This is a genomic window from Halomonas piscis (assembly GCF_031886125.1).
In the GTDB taxonomy this organism is placed as follows: Bacteria; Pseudomonadota; Gammaproteobacteria; order Pseudomonadales; family Halomonadaceae; genus Vreelandella; species Vreelandella piscis.
The window spans coordinates 1,937,261-1,954,118 of the sequence record NZ_CP119391.1 but is presented as its reverse complement, the minus strand read 5'-3'; the positions used below and the strand labels follow the sequence as shown (position 1 = coordinate 1,954,118).

The window sequence follows — 16,858 nt, the reverse complement described above, 5'->3', positions numbered from 1 at the left end:
GCTATCAGGTAAGTGCTTTAGACCATCGCGTTTTATGAAAGCCTTTTTTTGAAGCGTTTTTGTAAAAGCCAGGGAGATCGACCATGAGTCATTTCATTGACCGGCTGAATTTTTTCCGCAAGCCCCGCGAGCCCTTTGCCGACGGCCACGGCGAGCGGCGCCGGGAGTCGCGCCAGTGGGAGGACAGCTACCGCCGCCGCTGGCAGCACGACAAGATCGTGCGCTCCACCCACGGCGTCAACTGCACCGGTTCGTGCAGCTGGAAAATCTACGTCAAGAATGGCCTGGTGACCTGGGAAACCCAGCAGACCGACTATCCGCGCACCCGCCCGGATCTGCCCAACCACGAGCCCCGCGGTTGCCCGCGCGGTGCCAGCTACTCCTGGTACATGTACAGCGCCAACCGGCTGAAGTACCCGCTGATAAGAAAGCCGCTGCTGGCGCTGTGGCGCAAGGTGCTGGCCGACAAGAAAGATCCGGTTGAGGCCTGGGCGACCATTGTCGAGGATCCGGCACATACCAAGCAGTACAAGCGCGCCCGGGGCATGGGCGGCTTCGTGCGCGCGGACTGGGACGAGCTCAACGAGATCATCGCCGCCTCCAACGTCTACACCGCCAAGGAATACGGTCCGGACCGGGTTATCGGCTTCTCGCCGATTCCGGCGATGTCGATGATTTCCTACGCCTCCGGGGCGCGCTACCTGTCGCTGATCGGCGGCGTCTGCCTGTCGTTCTACGACTGGTACTGCGATCTGCCGCCGGCCAGTCCCCAGACCTGGGGCGAGCAGACCGACGTGCCCGAGTCCGCCGACTGGTACAACTCCGGCTACCTCATCGCCTGGGGCTCCAACGTCCCCCAGACGCGCACGCCGGACGCCCACTTCTTCACCGAGGTGCGCTACAAGGGCACCAAGACGGTGTCGATTACGCCGGACTACTCCGAAGTCTCCAAGCTTACCGACGAATGGCTTTCCGCCAAGCAGGGCACCGACGCCGCGCTGGCGCTGGCCATGGGGCACGTGATTCTCAAGGAGTTTCACCTCGACAACCCCAGCGCCTATTTTACCGACTACGTGCGCCGCTACACCGACATGCCCTGCCTGGTCGAGCTTGAACCGCGCGAGGACGGCAGCTACGCGCCGGGTCGGCAGATGCGCGCCAGCGACTTCGAGGCAAGCCTGGGCCAGGGCAACAACCCCGAGTGGAAAACCGTGGTCTGGGACGAAGCCCGGGATCAGCTGGTGGTGCCCCGGGGATCCATCGGCTTCCGCTGGGGCGAGGACGAAGCCAACCGCGGCAAGTGGAATCTGGAGCCTCTGGACGCCGACGGCGCCGATCTGGCGCCGCTCTTGAGCCTCGACAAGCGCCGTGACGAAGTCGCCCGGGTGGCCTTTCCCTACTTTGGCGGCATCGAGCACAAGCACTTCGAAAGCGTCAAGAACGAAGGAGCCCACGACGAGATTCTCTACCACAGCCTGCCGGTGAAGCGGCTGAAAAGAGCCGACGGCTCCGACGTGCTGGCGGTGACCGTGTTCGATCTGATGTGCGCCAACTACGGCATCGACCGCGGCTTCGGCGCCGAGGGCGAGGACGACGGCGCCACCGACTACGGCCAGCTGCGCCCGTACACGCCGGCGTGGCAGGAAAAGATCACCGGCGTGCCCGCCGAACAGGCGACCCGCATTGCCCGCGAATTTGCCGACAACGCCCACAAGACCCGCGGTCGCTCCATGATCATCGTCGGTGCCGGGATGAACCACTGGTACCACATGGACATGAACTACCGCGGCCTGATCAACATGCTGATCATGTGCGGCTGCATCGGCCAGACCGGCGGCGGCTGGTCGCACTACGTGGGCCAGGAGAAACTGCGTCCGCAGACCGGCTGGCTACCGCTGGCCTTCGGCCTTGACTGGCAGCGTCCGCCACGGCACATGAACGGCACCTCGTTTTTCTACAACCATTCAAGCCAGTGGCGCTACGAGAAGCTCGAGATCAAGGAGCTGCTCTCGCCGCTGGCCCAGGCCAAGGACTACGCCGGCAACCTGATCGACTACAACGTCCGCGCCGAACGCATGGGCTGGCTGCCGTCCGCGCCCCAGCTCAATACCAACCCGCTGCGCCTTGCCGGTGAGGCAGAGAAGGCCGGTATGGGCACCGCCGACTACGTGGTTGACCAGCTCAAGAGCGGCAAGCTGAGCTTTGCCTCGGAAGATCCGGACAGCCCCCAGAACTTCCCGCGCAACATGTTCATCTGGCGCTCCAATCTGCTGGGCAGCTCGGGCAAGGGCCACGAGTACATGCTCAAGTACCTGCTGGGCACCCGCCACGGTATCCAGGGCAAGAACCTGGGCGAGGCCGGGGCCAACAAGCCCGAAGAGGTCAAATGGCACGACGAGGCGCCGGAGGGCAAGGTCGATCTGCTGGTGACGCTGGACTTTCGCATGTCCACCACCTGCCTTTACTCCGACATCGTGCTGCCCACGGCCACCTGGTACGAGAAAAACGACCTCAACACCTCGGACATGCACCCGTTCATCCACCCGCTGACCGCGGCCACCGACCCGGCGTGGGAGTCGCGCAGCGACTGGGAAATCTACAAGGGCATCGCCAAGGCCTTCTCCAGGGTCTGTGTGGGCCACCTCGGCGAGGAGACCGACCTGGTCACCCTGCCCATGCAGCACGACTCCCCCGGCGAGCTTGCGCAAACCGCCGTGCTCGACTGGAAGAAGGGCGAGTGCGAGCCGCTTCCGGGCAAGACCATGCCCAACCTTGTTGAGGTCAAGCGCAACTATCCGGAAACCTACGAGCGCTTCACCTCGGTGGGGCCGATGCTGGAAAACGCCGGCAACGGCGGCAAGGGCATCAACTGGCAGACCGAGTCCGAGGTAGAGCTTTTACGCAACCTCAACCACCGCAAGCTCGACGGACCGGCCAAGGGGCAGCCGCTTCTGGACAGCGCCGTGGACGCCGCCGAGATGATTCTCACGCTGGCGCCGGAAACCAACGGCAACGTGGCGGTGAAGGCCTGGGGGGCGCTGTCAAAAATCACCGGTCGCGACCACACCCACCTGGCCAGGCCCAAGGAAGACGAGAAGATCCGCTTTCGCGACGTGGTGGCCCAGCCGCGCAAGATCATCTCCAGCCCCACCTGGTCGGGCCTCGAGGACGAGCACGTGTCCTACAACGCCGGCTACACCAACGTCCACGAGATGATTCCGTGGCGCACGGTGAGCGGTCGTCAGCAGCTTTATCAGGATCATCCCTGGATGCGCGCCTTCGGCGAGAGTCTGCTGGTGTATCGTCCGCCGATTGACACCAAGGCGGCCGCCAGCGTGTCGGTGCCCCAGGACAACGGCAACCCGGAAATCGCGCTCAACTTCCTCACGCCGCACCAGAAGTGGGGGATTCACTCCACCTACTCGGACAACCTGCTGATGCAGACGCTGTCCCGGGGCGGGCCGATCATCTGGATGTCCGAGGACGACGCCAAATCCATCGGCGTGGAAGACAACGACTGGATCGAGGCCTACAACGCCAACGGCGCCATTGCCGCCCGGGCGGTGGTCAGCCAGCGGGTGAAAAACGGCATGGTCATGATGTATCACGCCCAGGAGCGGATCGTGAACATTCCCGGCTCCGAGATCACCGGCACCCGGGGCGGGATCCACAACTCGGTGACCCGGGTGTGTCCCAAGCCGACCCACATGATCGGCGGCTATGCGCAGCTTTCCTACAGCTTTAACTACTACGGCACCGTGGGCTCCAACCGCGATGAGTTTGTGCTGGTGCGCAAGATGCACAACATCGACTGGCTCGACGGCGAAAACAACGACTACGTTCAGGAGGCCGTTAAATGAAGATTCGCTCCCAGGTCGGCATGGTCTTGAACCTCGACAAGTGCATCGGCTGCCATACCTGCTCGGTGACGTGCAAGAACGTCTGGACCAGCCGCGAGGGCGTGGAATACGCCTGGTTCAACAACGTCGAGACCAAGCCCGGCATCGGCTATCCCAAGGAGTGGGAAAACCAGGCCAAGTGGCGCGGCGGCTGGATGCGCGGCGCGAACGGCAAGATCAAGCCGCGCATCGGCGGCAAGTGGCGGGTGCTGGCGAATATCTTCGCCAACCCGGATCTTCCCGAGATCGACGACTACTACGAGCCGTTCACCTTTGACTACGAGCATCTGCACAACGCCAAACAGGGCGAGCACCAGCCCACTGCGCGGCCGCGCTCGCTGATTTCCGGCCAGCGCATGACCAAGGTGGAGTGGGGGCCCAACTGGGAAGAGATCCTGGGCACCGAGTTTGAAAAGCGGCGCCGGGACATCAACTTCGAGAAGGTCCAGGCCGACATCTACGGCCAGTTTGAAAACACCTTCATGATGTATCTGCCCAGGCTCTGCGAGCACTGCCTGAACCCCACCTGCGTGGCGGCGTGCCCAAGCGGGGCGATCTACAAGCGCGAGGAAGACGGCATCGTGCTGATCGATCAGGACAAGTGCCGGGGCTGGCGGATGTGCATTTCCGGCTGCCCCTACAAGAAAATCTATTACAACTGGAAATCGGGCAAGTCCGAGAAGTGCACCTTCTGCTACCCGCGGATCGAGTCCGGCCAGCCCACGGTATGCTCGGAAACCTGCGTGGGGCGTATCCGCTATCTGGGCGTGCTGCTCTACGACGCCGACCGCATCGAAGAGGTCGCCAGCACCCCGGACGAGCAGGACCTCTATCACCGCCAGCGGGAGATTTTCCTCGATCCGCACGATCCCGAGGTCATCGCCCAGGCGAAAAAGGACGGCGTGCAGGACAACGTCATCAAGGCCGCCCAGGAGTCGCCGGTGTACAAGCTGGCCATGGACTGGGGGCTGGCGCTACCGCTGCATCCGGAATATCGCACCCTGCCCATGGTGTGGTACGTGCCGCCGCTGTCGCCGATTCAGTCCGCCGCGGAGGCCGGCGACGTGGAGTTCGACGGCATCATGCCCAAGATCGAATCGCTGCGCATTCCGGTGAAGTATCTGGCCAACATGCTCACCGCCGGGGAAGAGGCACCCATCGTGCTGGCGCTCAAGCGCCTGATGGCCATGCGCCTTTACATGCGCGGCAAACACGTGGAAGGCCAGGCCGACGCCGAGGTGCTCAAGGAGGTCGGACTCACCGAGGCCCAGGTCGAAGACATGTACCGCTATCTGGCCATCGCCAACTACGAAGACCGCTTCGTGATCCCGACCAGCCACCGGGAGCTGGCCACCGACGCCTTCCCCGAACGCGGCGGCTGCGGCTTCAGCTTCGGCGACGGCTGCCACGGCGAAAGCTCGCCGAGCCTGTTCAACGGTCATCCCACCACCGCGACCATGGTCAAGCCGGTGGACGTCTATGACCCCGAGGAAAGCAAGCCGGCGGAGACCAAGATGGAGGTGACCCATGAGTAACGCCGCCGAAACCTACACTCCGGAAGCGGCTGTTGCCGGTGCCCAATCGGCACCGGAGGACATGCTCAGCCTGCGCGTGCTGGCCAGGCTTCTGGATTACCCGACAGCGGAGCTGCAGGACGCCGCCGGCGAAATGATCGAAATCATCGACGCCGAGCGCCGCTGGCCGGCCGCGCGCCGGCGCAGCCTGATGGACTGGTGCCAGCGCATTGCCGAGACCGATCTGCTCGAGCTTCAGGCCGAGTACGTGGAGCTCTTTGACAAGGGCAAGGCCACCTCGCTGTTGCTGTTCGAACACGTTCACGGCGAATCCCGGGATCGCGGCCAGGCCATGGTCGACCTGATGAACGAGTACGAAAACGCCGGTTTCGAGCTGAACGCCCGAGAGCTTCCCGATTACCTGCCGATGTTTCTGGAGTACCTTTCCACTCGGCGCGAGGCGGAGATTGCCCGCTGGCTGGGCGAGATCCGCCATATCCTGGCGCTGCTCGCCGCGCGCATGGAAGAGCGCCAGGCCGACCATGCCCTGGTGCCGGTGGCGCTGCTGGCGCTGATCGGCGCCGAAGACGAGGTCGCGGCCCACCGCGAAGCGGCACGCACCGAGGAGCGCGACGACACGCCGGAAGCGCTGGATGCGGTCTGGGAAGAGGAGGCGGTGAGCTTCACCGCCGACTCCGACCAGGACTGCGCGCTGCAGTCGGCAGAAGGGCGCCGGCTCGCCGAGCGTAAAAACACGGTACCCAGCGACCCCGTGAAAATCATGCCCACCGGCCCGTCCGCTGGCTAAAGGAGAGACGCCATGTTTATCGAATACCTTCAGCACCTGATCTACGGCTACTATCCGTATCTGGCCGGGACGGTGTTTCTGGTGGGCAGCCTTTTGCGTTTCGACTACGGGCAGTACACCTGGAAGACCGGCTCCAGCCAGATGCTGTCGTCAAAGAACATGCGCCTGGCAAGCAACGTCTTTCACATCGGCATTATCGTGATCTTCTTTGGCCACCTGTTCGGCATGCTCACGCCGCACTGGGTCTACGCGCCCTTCATCAGCGCCGGAGCCAAGCAGATCGTGGCGATCGTCATCGGCGGCATCGCAGGGGTGATGGTGCTGATCGGCGGCGGCATGCTGCTGTATCGGCGTTTGTATAACCCCCGGGTCAAGGCGTCTTCCAGCACCATGGACACCCTGATTCTGGCCATCCTGGTGCTTCAGGCCGCCCTCGGCGTGATCACCGTGTTCTTCTCGCTGGGCCACCTGGACGGCGCGATGATGCTGACCCTGGCTTCCTGGGCCCAGGCCATCGTGTTCTTCAGCGGCGGCGCGGCGGACTACATGGCCGACGTGGCCTGGATCTACAAGCTTCACGTCTTCCTCGGCCTGACCATTATTCTGCTGTTTCCGTTTTCCCGCCTGGTACACGTCTGGAGCGTGCCGTTCGGCTACGTCACCCGGCGCTATCAGCTGGTGCGCAAGCGGGGATAAAGCCCCGGGGCATGATTCGACAGAGATAAAGGTATCGCCATGCAGATGATCGATGTAGAACAGCTGCCGGGGGCGTCAACGCCCCCGCCGGTGAGCGTCGGCGGCCGCGAGATCAGCGAGGCCGAGATTGCTGCCGAGATGCAGTACCATCCGGCGGACAGCGCCGGCAGCGCCCAGCTCAAGGCTGCCCGCGCGCTGGTGGTGCGCGAGCTTTTGCACCAGCGCGCCCAGATGCTGGGTCTGGCGGCGCAAGACAGCGAAGCGGAAGCGGCGGATGAGGCCATCGCCGAGCTGCTGGAAGCCGAGCTTGCGGTGCCCGAGCCGGCAAAGGACGACTGCCGGCGCTTTTACGAAGCCCATCCCGAACGCTTCAGCCAGCCGGTACAGCTCGACGTGCGCCATATTCTGCTGGCCGCGCCGCCGGACGACGCCGAGGCCCGGGACGCCCAGTATCATCTGGGCGTCAAGCTGCTTGCCGAGCTTGGCGAACACCCCGAGCGCATGACCGAGCTGGCCCAGCGCCACTCGGACTGCCCGTCCAGAGACGACGGCGGGAGTCTGGGCCGGCTCATGCCCGGGCAGACCGTGGCCGAGCTCGACCGGGCGCTCAAGCACCTGCCGGTGGGCCTGCACGACCGTCCTCTGGCTTCGCGCTACGGCTGGCATCTGGTAGTGGTGGATCACCGGGAAGAAAGTCGCCAGCTGCCCTACGAAGAAGTAGCCGAACAGGTGCGCCTGAGCCTGCACGAGCAGGCGACAAGGCGCGGCCTGCGCCACTATCTGCTGGCGCTGGAATCCGACATCGGCGTGCAGGGCGTGGCGCTGGATGACGACAGCGGCGCCAGCCTGATGCGCTAGGCCTGGGCCTTGAGGCACTCGCAGGTTTTTTCGGCAATGCCGATGCCCGCGCCGGACATCAGCAGGTAAGTATGGTTGACGCCCGCGGCCTGGAGGGTGTCGGCTTCGTCCTGATAGTGCAGGCCGGCGATGATATTGCCGTGAAAACCGCCCTTTCTCAGCTGTTGGGTGGCCATCAGCTTGCTTTCGACGGTGGGCATGGCAAGGGTAACGGCTTTCAGCTTTGACATGTCCAGGTGATGCCAGAAGCCGGCGTCTTCGACGTCGGCGTAGAGCACATGGCGGTCTTTCTGTCCGGCCTTGTTGGGATCCGAGTCAAGGCCGATGACGCTTACGCCCTGTTCGACAAAAAAGTCGTAGGCCGCGCTGCCAGTGCGCCCCATGCCCAGTACCAGAACGTTGGCCTGGCCCAGGTCGGCGGGCTGTTCGTCCGGGTGGCGGGTGTTGGTTTCAAAGCGCACCAGGTATTTTTCCAGGCGGTCGAAAAGCCCGTGAGCAAAGCGGTTGAGCGGAGCGGCGATAACAAAGGACAGCGCCACGGTGACCGCCAGCGGCACCAGCCATTCTTCCATGATGCTGGCGGCGACGATCAGGCCGAACTCGCTGTAGGCCGCCAGGCTCAAGCCCCCGAGAAAGGCGTTGCGCGCCCGCACCCGAAAGGCGATGAGCAGGGCGGCAAACAGCACGCCCTTGAGCGGCAGCAGCAGGGCGAAGATAACGGCGAAGGTTAGCGCCTCGGCATCCGGCAGGCCGGACATGCCGATCTGCAAAAAAAAGCTGATCAGAAACACTTCCTTGATGCCCCAAAGCGCCTGGGACAGCTCCTGCGCCCGAGGGTGGCGGGAGAGCACCAGACCCATGGCCAGCGCCCCCACCTCGGAGCTCAGCCCCACCGCCTGAAAGCCCATGCCGCCGGCCGCCACGGCCAGCACCACGCCCATCAGCACCAGAAGCTCGTCGTGGGCGGCCACCCGCATCAGCCAGTAGAACAGCGGGCGCAACAGCGGCAGCGCCAGCACCCAGAGCGCCCAGAGGGAGGGCGTTTGCCCGCTGTAAACGCTGAGCACGGCCAGCGCGATCAAATCCTGCATCACCAGAATGCCGATGGCAATGCGCCCGTGGAAGGCGCGCAGCTCGCCCTTGCTCTCCAGCACCTTGGCCGCGAGCACGGTGCTGGAAAACGACAGCGCAATGGACAGCAGAATGGCGGTTTCCAGAGGCAGGCCGGCCAGCCAGGTAAAGCCGGCGGTAAACACCGCGCCGCTGACCAGCAGGTGGGCAAGGGCGCTGCCCAGCACCACCGGCTCGACCAGGTTCCTGATATTGAGCTTGAGCCCGATGGTGAACAGCAACAGCAGCACCCCCAGGTGCGCGGTGTGCTCGAGAATCGGCCCGGCATCGGCGGGGAGCCCCACGGCGGGGCCGAAGGCGTTGAGCGCAAACCCCGCGGCAAGAAAGCCCACCAGCGGCGGCAGCCCGATCTGGCGCACCAGAATGCCGAACACGAAGGCAAACGACAGCGTGACGACTTCAAGCATGAGGGTAAGGCTTGATGGCAGCGGCGCCCGGGTTTTTTAGGGCGAGCATATTGGCGTAAGGCATAGCGGCGTTGGTCTCCCTGAGAGCGGCGCGGCGATCGGCGGTGCCCCCGTAGAAGTGGCGAAGCGCGCCAGCATTTTACCGTCTCTCGTCGTCAACACCAGCGGCGAGCGGCATTTTATCTGCTAAAATCGGGCGCCTTTTCTGGCTTCTTTTCACTTCTGACGTTTCTGGATATTGCCGATGAACGCAGTCATTCTCGCCGTGTTGGTGATGGTCGCTCTCGCGCTGGCGCGGGTTTCCGTGGTGTTTGCTCTGGTCGTCGGGGCGCTGGTGGGCGGCTTTGCCGGCGGGCTGTCCCTTGAGCAGACCCTTGACGCCTTCAACGAAGGGGTGGGCGGCGGCGCCCAGGTGGCGCTGGCCTACGCCACGCTCGGGGCCTTTGCCGTGGCCATTTCGCGCTCGGGCCTGCCGGACATGCTGGCTCGCCGGCTGATCGCCATGCTGGGCCAGGAGGCCGACGCTGCCCGCCAGGCTCGGGTCAAGTATCTGCTGCTGGGCGCGGTGCTGCTGGTGGCGATCTCGTCCCAGAACCTGATCCCGGTGCACATCGCCTTCATCCCCATCCTGATTCCGCCGCTGCTCAAGGTGATGAACCAGCTGAACCTGGACCGCCGGGCCATTGCCTGCGCGCTGACGTTTGGCCTCACTGCCCCCTATATGCTGCTGCCGGTGGGCTTTGGCTCGATTTTTCTCAACGATATTCTGCTGGCCAACATCAACAGCGCCGGCGCGCCGCTGGGGCTTGAGATCACCCGGGGCATGCTGCCGCTGGCCATGGCGGTGCCCGTGAGCGGCATGGCCGTGGGACTCGCCGTGGCGGTGTTTGTCAGCTATCGCCGGCCGCGCGCCTACGAGACCCGAGAGGTCGCCGGCGTTGGCAGCGGCGACGGCCACTCCGCCCCCGCGCCTCACGCGCTGGGGCTTGTGATGTCCGGACTTGCCATTGTGGCGGCGCTTGGCCTCCAGCTTTACAGCGGCTCGATGATCCTCGGTGGCCTGGTGGGCATCGCGCTTTTGTCCCTGGGCGGCATTTTTAAATGGCGCGAGGCCGACGATCTTTTTACCAGCGGCATGCGCATGATGGCGATGATCGGCTTTATCATGATCTCCGCGGCCGGCTTTGCCGAGGTCATGAAAACCACCGGCGAGATCGACACCCTGGTTCAGGGCGCCTTTTCCCTGTTCGGCGACAACCGCGGCCTGGCCGCCATTGCCATGCTGCTGGTGGGGCTGTTCATCACCCTGGGCATCGGCTCGTCGTTTTCCACGATCCCGATTATCGCTGCGATCTTCGTGCCGCTGGCGGTGCAGTTCGGCTTTTCGCCGCTGGCCACCACCGTGCTGGTGGGCACGGCGGCCGCCCTTGGCGATGCCGGCTCGCCGGCGTCGGACTCCACCCTGGGGCCCACCTCGGGGCTCAACATCGACGGCCAGCACGATCACATCATGGGCAGCGTGGTGCCGACGTTCCTGCACTACAACCTGCCGATGATCGCCTTTGGCTGGGCGGCGTCGATGATGCTCTAGTCCGTCTTTCCCGAGCGGCCCGAGTTTTGGGGTTCCAGGGCGCTGAGCAGCCCCCGGAGTAGCGATAGCTCGCGGCGCGAGGGCTCGGCCCGGGCAAACAGCGCCTGCAGCTGCGCTTCGGTGCGGGCGTGGGGCTGGGTCAAAAAGCCGCTTTTTTCCATCACCTCGTGGAGGTGGCGCTGAAAGTGGCCGAACTGCTCCCGGGTGGGCAGCGCGGCCCTGGTAGGTAGTTGGTAGACAAAGCCGCTGTCTTCCCGGGTACGCCAGGCCCGGTGCAGCTCGTAGGCGAGTATCTGCACCGCCTGGGCGAGATTCAAAATGCCGTAGTCGGGGTTGGCGGGAATGCTGACCTGGTGGGTGCAGCTGCGAATCTCGTCGGCGGTGAGCCCCGAGCGCTCGCGGCCGAACACCAGCGCCACCGGCGCGCCCCGGGCGTTATCGAGCGCGCTTTTCGCCATGACATCCGGCTCGTCAAAGTGGGGCAGCGGCAGGCTGCGCAGCCGGGCGCTGGCGCCGATCACCTGCACGCAGTCGGCCACGGCCTCGTCAACGGCGCCTACCACTCGGGCATTGCCCACAACGTCGGCGGCACCGGCGGCCATTCGGGTGGCCTCGTCGTCGGGAAAGGCGCGCGGGTTGACCAGTACAAGCTCGGATAGCCCCATGGTCTTCATCGCCCGGGCGGCGGCGCCGATGTTGCCGGGGTGGAAGGTCTGCACCAGCACGATGCGGATTCGGGATAGCACAATAGCGCCTCCTGAGTGGTAAAACGAGGGCCGGGAGCGGCCATGAAAACAGAAAACCCCGCCGAAGCGGGGTTCTTTTTACGGGCGAGCCTTTCATACAGGCTCGCGGGCAGGCCGGGCTGACGGCTTACATCATGCCGCCCATTCCGCCCATGCCACCCATTCCGCCCATGTCCGGAGCAGCGGCGCCGCCTTCCTGCTCGTCCGGATCGTCGGCGATCATGCACTCGGTGGTGATCATCAGGCCGGCAACGGAGCCCGCCGACTGCAGCGCGCTGCGGGTTACCTTGGCCGGGTCGATCACGCCCATGTCGAACAGGTCGCCAAATTCGCTGGTCTGGGCGTTGTAGCCAAAGTTGCCTTCGCCGTCCTTGATGCGGTTGATGATGACCGCGGGCTCTTCGCCGGCGTTGATGACGATCTGACGCAGCGGCGACTCCATGGCGCGCAGGGCCATGTTGATGCCGTGGTTCTGGTCTTCGTTGTCGCCGGTCAGGCCCTGAACGCGGTTGAGTACGCGTACCAGGGCAGCACCGCCGCCGGGCACGACGCCTTCCTCGACCGCCGCGCGGGTAGAGTGCAGAGCGTCTTCCACCCGGGCCTTCTTCTCTTTCATCTCGACTTCGGAAGCCGCGCCCACGCGGATGACGGCGACGCCGCCGGCCAGCTTGGCCACGCGTTCCTGGAGCTTTTCCTTGTCGTAGTCGGACGAGGTTTCCTCGATCTGGGCGCGGATCTGGTTGACGCGCGCCTCGATGTCCGCCTCGGCACCGTTGCCGTCGATGATGGTGGTGTTTTCCTTGGACATGGTCATGCGCTTCGCCGTGCCCAGATGGTCAAGGGTCACCTGCTCAAGGGTCAGGCCGACTTCTTCGGAAATCACCGTGCCGCCGGAAAGGATGGCAATGTCCTGGAGCATGGACTTGCGGCGGTCGCCGAAGCCCGGCGCCTTGGCCGCGGCTACCTTGACGATGCCGCGCATGTTGTTGACCACCAGGGTCGCCAGCGCTTCGCCTTCGATGTCTTCGGCGATAATCGCCAGCGGCTTGTTGGCCTTGGCAACGGCTTCCAGCGTCGGCAGCAGTTCGCGGATGTTGGAGATCTTCTTGTCGACCAGCAGGATGTAGGGGTCTTCCAGCTCGACCGCCATGGTTTCCTGGTTGGTGACGAAGTAGGGCGAGAGGTAGCCGCGATCGAACTGCATGCCTTCGACGACTTCCAGCTCGTTGTCAAAGCCGCGGCCTTCGTCGACGGTGATCACGCCTTCCTGGCCGACTTTCTGCATGGCGTCAGCGATGATTGCGCCGATGTCCTTGTCGCCGTTGGCGGAAATGGTGCCAACCTGGGCGATGGAGCTGGACTCGGAGCAGGGCACGGAAAGCGACTGGATTTCCTTGACCGCGGCGGTGACGGCGTGGTCGATGCCACGCTTGAGGTCCATGGGGTTCATGCCGGCGGTAACGCCTTTCAGGCCTTCGGCCACGATGGCCTGGGCCAGAACGGTGGCGGTGGTGGTGCCGTCACCGGCGGCGTCGGAGGTCTGGGAAGCGACTTCCTTGACCATCTGCGCGCCCATGTTCTCGAACTTGTCCTTGAGCTCGATTTCCTTGGCCACGGAGACGCCGTCCTTGGTCACGTTGGGGGCGCCGAAGGACTTGTCCAGCACGACGTTGCGGCCCTTGGGACCCAGCGTCACTTTTACCGCGTTGGCAAGGATGTCAACGCCATTGGCCATGCGTTTGCGAGCATCATCGGAGAACTTGACTTGTTTAGCTGCCATGTTGATTTTCCCTGAACGATAAAAAGGTCAACGAGAAATGTAAAAGCGCGGAGCGATTAGCCTTCGACAACGGCCAGAACGTCGGCTTCGCTCATGATCAGGACTTCTTCGCCGTCGATTTCTTCCTTCTCAACGCCAAAGCCGTCCTTGAAGATCACGGTGTCGCCGACTTTCACGTCCAGCGGACGCACGTCGCCGCTGTCGAGGATCCGGCCGTTACCCACTGCCAGCACCTCGCCGCGGGTGGGTTTTTCCTGGGCGTTGCCCGGAAGCACGATGCCGCCAGCGGTGGTCTGTTCTTCTTCGACGCGACGGATAACGACGCGGTCGTGCAAGGGACGGATATTCATTCACGCTCTCCTGGTATTGACGGTAAGTCTCGACAAAGTGCCTTTGCAGGCGATTTTCATGTGGCTCTTGCCGGCCGAGCCGGCCAAGAGACCGAAGGCACCGGGTACCTTCTCTGTTAATGACGAAGCCGTGTCGGCTCCGTCGATTCCGTGTGCTGGCTAAAAAATGGGGGCTGACAACAGCCTTTCAAGGGGCACAAATGAAAAAAAGCGACTTTTTTCATGACGCTAGCGATTGTGCCCGCTAACGCCGCCGCGACGCCTCATCCCGGGCGATAAACTCGCCTTCCAGCGGGTCGTCTTTTTTTTGCCGAGGGTCATCGCGGGAGGTCGAGTCTTTTTGGCGATGCCGCGGACGGGCGTTGTTCCAGTCGCCGGGGTCGCCGGCCTGGCGGCGAGTGTGGAAAGGCGGGCGCTCTTGCTGATAGCCGGCAACGCTGGCGCGAAAGCCAAGCCAGGTGAGCAGCCTGAGCAGCAGCCGCCGGGCATCGGGGATCAAGCAGGCAAGGCCCAGGGCGTCGGACAGGAACCCCGGCGCCATAAGCAGGGCGCCGCCGAATATGAGCGCCGCGCCGGTGGCAAGCTCGCTTGAGGGCAGCTCGCCGGCGCTGAAGCGCGCCTGCGCCCGGGCAAAGGTATAGGCCCCCTGGCGGCGGATCAGGTGCAGACCGCCGATGCCGGTGATCAGTACCAGCGCGAGGGTGGCCAGAAGCCCGATCTGGCCGCCGATGCTGAACAGCACGACAAAATCGAGCAGGGTGAACAGGGTGATGAAAAGCAGTATCGGCATGGGCTGACTCCGGCTCGCTCAAACGGTAATACCAAGGCGTGACAGGATGAGTGACGCGGCTGGTAGGGTGGTGTCAAGGTCGTCCTGGGGATCGTTGCCCGAAATATGGTGGCAGGGCGCGGGTAAAACAAGGGTTCGACCGGGCAGCCACGAGAGCTTGGCTAGTTGAAGTAGTTTCGGGTCAGCCGGCGCTGAAAGTACATTTCCAGTCGCACGGACATGGCCCAGCGCGATTCGTAGCCGGTGTCGCGCGGGAAGTGCAGCTCGGGGATGACGTCGGCAAAGAGTACGCCCTTGTGCAGATCGCGCCGGTAGCGGGTTTGCAGGTAGTAGTCGGTCATGCGCGGGCTGGAGGCGCTTTCACCGATGGCGATGGCGGAGTAGCGCAGAGCGCTGCGGTGATTGATCCGATGGTTGAGCTCGGCGGTTTCGCCGTATTCCAGGGTATCTTCCTCCTCGCGCCACTGCACGTTGGTGATAAAGCGCAGGTGGCGGGAAGTCGACAGCGGCCGGCCGACGTCCCAGCGGGTGCGCGCGGAGTAGCCGTTGTGGTTGAACCAGGAGAGGCGGTTGTCGGACTCCAGCTGCCAGGGGCCGTCGCTTAGCTGCCACAGGCGCTTGCTGGTGAAGCGCACGTAGGGATCCAGCGGCAGCCGCAGGCGCACGCCGGCGCTAACGCGGTTGCTCCAGCGCTTGCGCTTGTCGCTTTTTTCCAGCCAGCCAAGGCCCAGCGTCGAGGTGCGCCGGTCACGCTGGTCGTTGGCCAGCCGCCCCGACCCCTGCTCGGCAAGCGTGCCCTGGGTTTCTTCGGGGTCGCTTTCGATGATCAGCCGCAGGCGTTCTTCCGCCGTGGGCAAATCGACCCGGTAGCGCAGGTTGAAATCGTTGTCCACGCCGTCGCCTTCCATCCAGTCGACCTCGTGGCCGATGCGCAGGTAGGACTCGTTATCGACGTCGTGGCTTTCCGGGGTGCCGAAAAAGCCGTCGAGGCTGCGCGAGGTGTTGTCGACCCAGGTGCCCAGGTGGTCGCGCATCGGCTCGACCTGTTCGATGGCCCAGTCGGGCAGGTCGCTGTCGGCCGGCCCGGCGGGGACGCCGGATTCGGCGCCGGCATGGCCGGGCAGGGCGTAGACCAGCAGCGCAAGCAACAGAGAGGCAAAGCGTAATGTCATGCCGCATTATCCAAATATCGGGCGCGGCGCGGTGCCGGCGCCGTAGCTTTGCCGGCAGGCCTTCCCGGGGTTGTCGTGATCACTGCCGGAGTCAGTAGACCTTGTGGATTTCGATCTCCTTGGCCCAGTCCATCACGCGCTTGCGCTTGCGCTTGCCGCTCATGCGGTGGGTGTCGATGGTTTCAGGCACCAGCTGGTGGACGGGCGAGGCAGTGCGGTTCACCCGGAAGGAGCGCCAGGCGCCGGTGGGCATGTCTTCGGAGCCGTAGATAGCAACGACGCGTATGCTGAGCTTGAGATCTTCCTGGTCCAGAATGTCGTCGTCGAGCTCCCAGTAACGGGCTAGCTGGTGCAGGATCAAGTCGAATGACTGAATGTGGAGATAGTCGCCGGAAGCCAGCGGTCCCTGCTGGGTGCGATAGTCGCCTTGTGCTTCTTCATCGCCTTCCTGCTGGTACTCGACCACGTCCAGACTGTAGCTTTTATCCCGGGTGCACAGCACGGCAATCAGGTGCTGTACGTAAATGGGTTCGGTGCTCATGTTGCTGATCAGGCACAGCGCCTCCAGGCCGACGCCCTTGCCGCGGTTGACGATGATCCGCGGGCGCCGCTGACGCGCGTAGCCGTCGTACAGCAGCTGGGCATAAAATATCCACACGAACACCGTCACGACGCTGGTGATAGCCGAAATGGCCTGGCCGTTTTCGTTGAGCCAATCCATGGTTTTTTCCTTATTGTTAAGCGTTAGTTATTGAAACCGATTGTAGTTAGAAAGACAGAGCAAGAACAGAGTGCTATACCCGAAAGCAGGCAGCGTTTTGCCCGGCACCGGATAAACGGCGGTGTTGACAGACGGCTAGACGTTGAAGCGGGGCGACATTGGCAAGTAAAGGTGTGGAGGGCACGCTAGATTCTGCCTAATGGACGTTTGATTTTAGGCAGGTAGGCTTATGAAAAGCAGTAAAATCAGGTAGCCAAGTGATAAGATGGTGCGGATGGGGAGACTTGAACTCCCACGCCTTGCGGCACTAGAACCTAAATCTAGCGTGTCTACCAATTCCACCACATCCGCAGATCGAATGCGGATTTTACTGACCATGAGCGTAAAGTCAACGC

The 16,858-nt window shown here is 63.7% G+C and carries 13 protein-coding genes and 1 tRNA gene; 6 read left to right on the top strand and 8 right to left on the bottom strand.

Annotation, left to right across the window (positions count from 1 at the left end; genetic code table 11):
- Positions 1-83: 83 nt before the first annotated feature.
- The 5 genes from P1P91_RS09170 to P1P91_RS09150 are packed head-to-tail and all read left to right on the top strand — an operon-like array spanning position 84 to position 7,775.
- A complete protein-coding gene (locus P1P91_RS09170; protein WP_311882122.1) occupies positions 84-3,860 on the top strand; it encodes a nitrate reductase subunit alpha in 3,777 nt (1,258 codons plus the stop codon).
- Positions 3,857-5,434 carry a nitrate reductase subunit beta gene (gene narH / locus P1P91_RS09165; RefSeq protein ID WP_311882121.1) on the top strand — a complete coding sequence of 526 codons (1,578 nt, stop codon included), beginning with the start codon at positions 3,857-3,859 and terminating at the stop codon, positions 5,432-5,434. Before P1P91_RS09170 ends, narH begins: the two co-directional genes overlap by 4 nt.
- On the top strand, positions 5,427-6,221 hold the full coding sequence (narJ, locus tag P1P91_RS09160; RefSeq protein ID WP_311882119.1) for a nitrate reductase molybdenum cofactor assembly chaperone: 795 nt from the start codon (positions 5,427-5,429) through the stop codon (positions 6,219-6,221). Before narH ends, narJ begins: the two co-directional genes overlap by 8 nt.
- Positions 6,222-6,233: 12 nt before the next feature.
- Entirely contained in the window at positions 6,234-6,917 is a 684-nt protein-coding gene (narI, locus tag P1P91_RS09155) for a respiratory nitrate reductase subunit gamma (RefSeq protein ID WP_311882118.1), read from the top strand.
- Between the two features lie 39 nt (positions 6,918-6,956).
- Positions 6,957-7,775, top strand: coding sequence for a peptidylprolyl isomerase (locus P1P91_RS09150; protein ID WP_311882116.1), 819 nt, complete (start codon positions 6,957-6,959; stop codon positions 7,773-7,775).
- Here the strand turns inward: P1P91_RS09150 and P1P91_RS09145 are convergent.
- Positions 7,772-9,313 (bottom strand): cation:proton antiporter domain-containing protein, encoded by a 1,542-nt coding sequence (locus P1P91_RS09145; protein ID WP_311882115.1) that lies wholly within the window; start codon positions 9,311-9,313, stop codon positions 7,772-7,774. The genes P1P91_RS09150 and P1P91_RS09145 overlap by 4 nt on opposite strands.
- Before the next feature lie 244 nt (positions 9,314-9,557).
- Here P1P91_RS09145 and P1P91_RS09140 point away from each other — a divergent pair, with 244 nt between their 5' ends.
- Complete coding sequence (locus P1P91_RS09140) at positions 9,558-10,904, top strand: Na+/H+ antiporter family protein (protein WP_311882113.1); 1,347 nt, start codon at positions 9,558-9,560, stop codon at positions 10,902-10,904.
- Here the strand turns inward: P1P91_RS09140 and P1P91_RS09135 are convergent.
- The 7 genes from P1P91_RS09135 to P1P91_RS09105 form a co-directional block, all read right to left on the bottom strand.
- The gene (locus P1P91_RS09135) at positions 10,901-11,650 is read right to left on the bottom strand and encodes an RNA methyltransferase (RefSeq protein ID WP_311882112.1); all 750 of its coding nucleotides are present in this window, start codon (positions 11,648-11,650) and stop codon (positions 10,901-10,903) included. The two genes, P1P91_RS09140 and P1P91_RS09135, sit on opposite strands and share 4 nt — an antisense overlap.
- Positions 11,651-11,777: 127 nt before the next feature.
- Entirely contained in the window at positions 11,778-13,430 is a 1,653-nt protein-coding gene (gene groL, locus P1P91_RS09130) for a chaperonin GroEL (RefSeq protein ID WP_311882111.1), read from the bottom strand.
- Between the two features lie 56 nt (positions 13,431-13,486).
- Positions 13,487-13,780 carry a co-chaperone GroES gene (locus P1P91_RS09125; protein ID WP_311882108.1) on the bottom strand — a complete coding sequence of 98 codons (294 nt, stop codon included), beginning with the start codon at positions 13,778-13,780 and terminating at the stop codon, positions 13,487-13,489.
- Positions 13,781-14,024: 244 nt separating this feature from the next.
- On the bottom strand, positions 14,025-14,570 hold the full coding sequence (locus P1P91_RS09120; protein WP_311882106.1) for an FxsA family protein: 546 nt from the start codon (positions 14,568-14,570) through the stop codon (positions 14,025-14,027).
- A gap of 161 nt (positions 14,571-14,731) precedes the next feature.
- Positions 14,732-15,604, bottom strand: a complete 873-nt coding sequence (locus tag P1P91_RS09115) for a hypothetical protein (RefSeq protein WP_311885759.1) — start codon at positions 15,602-15,604, stop codon at positions 14,732-14,734.
- Between the two features lie 229 nt (positions 15,605-15,833).
- Positions 15,834-16,463 (bottom strand): hypothetical protein, encoded by a 630-nt coding sequence (locus P1P91_RS09110; protein ID WP_311882104.1) that lies wholly within the window; start codon positions 16,461-16,463, stop codon positions 15,834-15,836.
- A gap of 266 nt (positions 16,464-16,729) precedes the next feature.
- Positions 16,730-16,814: transfer RNA gene (locus tag P1P91_RS09105), tRNA-Leu, on the bottom strand.
- Positions 16,815-16,858: the final 44 nt, after the last annotated feature.

Bases quoted from the DNA above. Each gene is read 5' to 3' on its own strand.
- P1P91_RS09170 (WP_311882122.1), top strand. From the start codon at position 84: ATGAGTCATTTCATTGACCGGCTGAATTTTTTCCGCAAGCCCCGCGAG.
- narH (WP_311882121.1), top strand. From the start codon at position 3,857: ATGAAGATTCGCTCCCAGGTCGGCATGGTCTTGAACCTCGACAAGTGC.
- narJ (WP_311882119.1), top strand. From the start codon at position 5,427: ATGAGTAACGCCGCCGAAACCTACACTCCGGAAGCGGCTGTTGCCGGT.
- narI (WP_311882118.1), top strand. From the start codon at position 6,234: ATGTTTATCGAATACCTTCAGCACCTGATCTACGGCTACTATCCGTAT.
- P1P91_RS09150 (WP_311882116.1), top strand. From the start codon at position 6,957: ATGCAGATGATCGATGTAGAACAGCTGCCGGGGGCGTCAACGCCCCCG.
- P1P91_RS09145 (WP_311882115.1), bottom strand. From the start codon at position 9,313: ATGCTTGAAGTCGTCACGCTGTCGTTTGCCTTCGTGTTCGGCATTCTG.
- P1P91_RS09140 (WP_311882113.1), top strand. From the start codon at position 9,558: ATGAACGCAGTCATTCTCGCCGTGTTGGTGATGGTCGCTCTCGCGCTG.
- groL (WP_311882111.1), bottom strand. From the start codon at position 13,430: ATGGCAGCTAAACAAGTCAAGTTCTCCGATGATGCTCGCAAACGCATG.
- P1P91_RS09125 (WP_311882108.1), bottom strand. From the start codon at position 13,780: ATGAATATCCGTCCCTTGCACGACCGCGTCGTTATCCGTCGCGTCGAA.
- P1P91_RS09120 (WP_311882106.1), bottom strand. From the start codon at position 14,570: ATGCCGATACTGCTTTTCATCACCCTGTTCACCCTGCTCGATTTTGTC.
- P1P91_RS09115 (WP_311885759.1), bottom strand. From the start codon at position 15,604: ATGCGCGACCACCTGGGCACCTGGGTCGACAACACCTCGCGCAGCCTC.
- P1P91_RS09110 (WP_311882104.1), bottom strand. From the start codon at position 16,463: ATGGATTGGCTCAACGAAAACGGCCAGGCCATTTCGGCTATCACCAGC.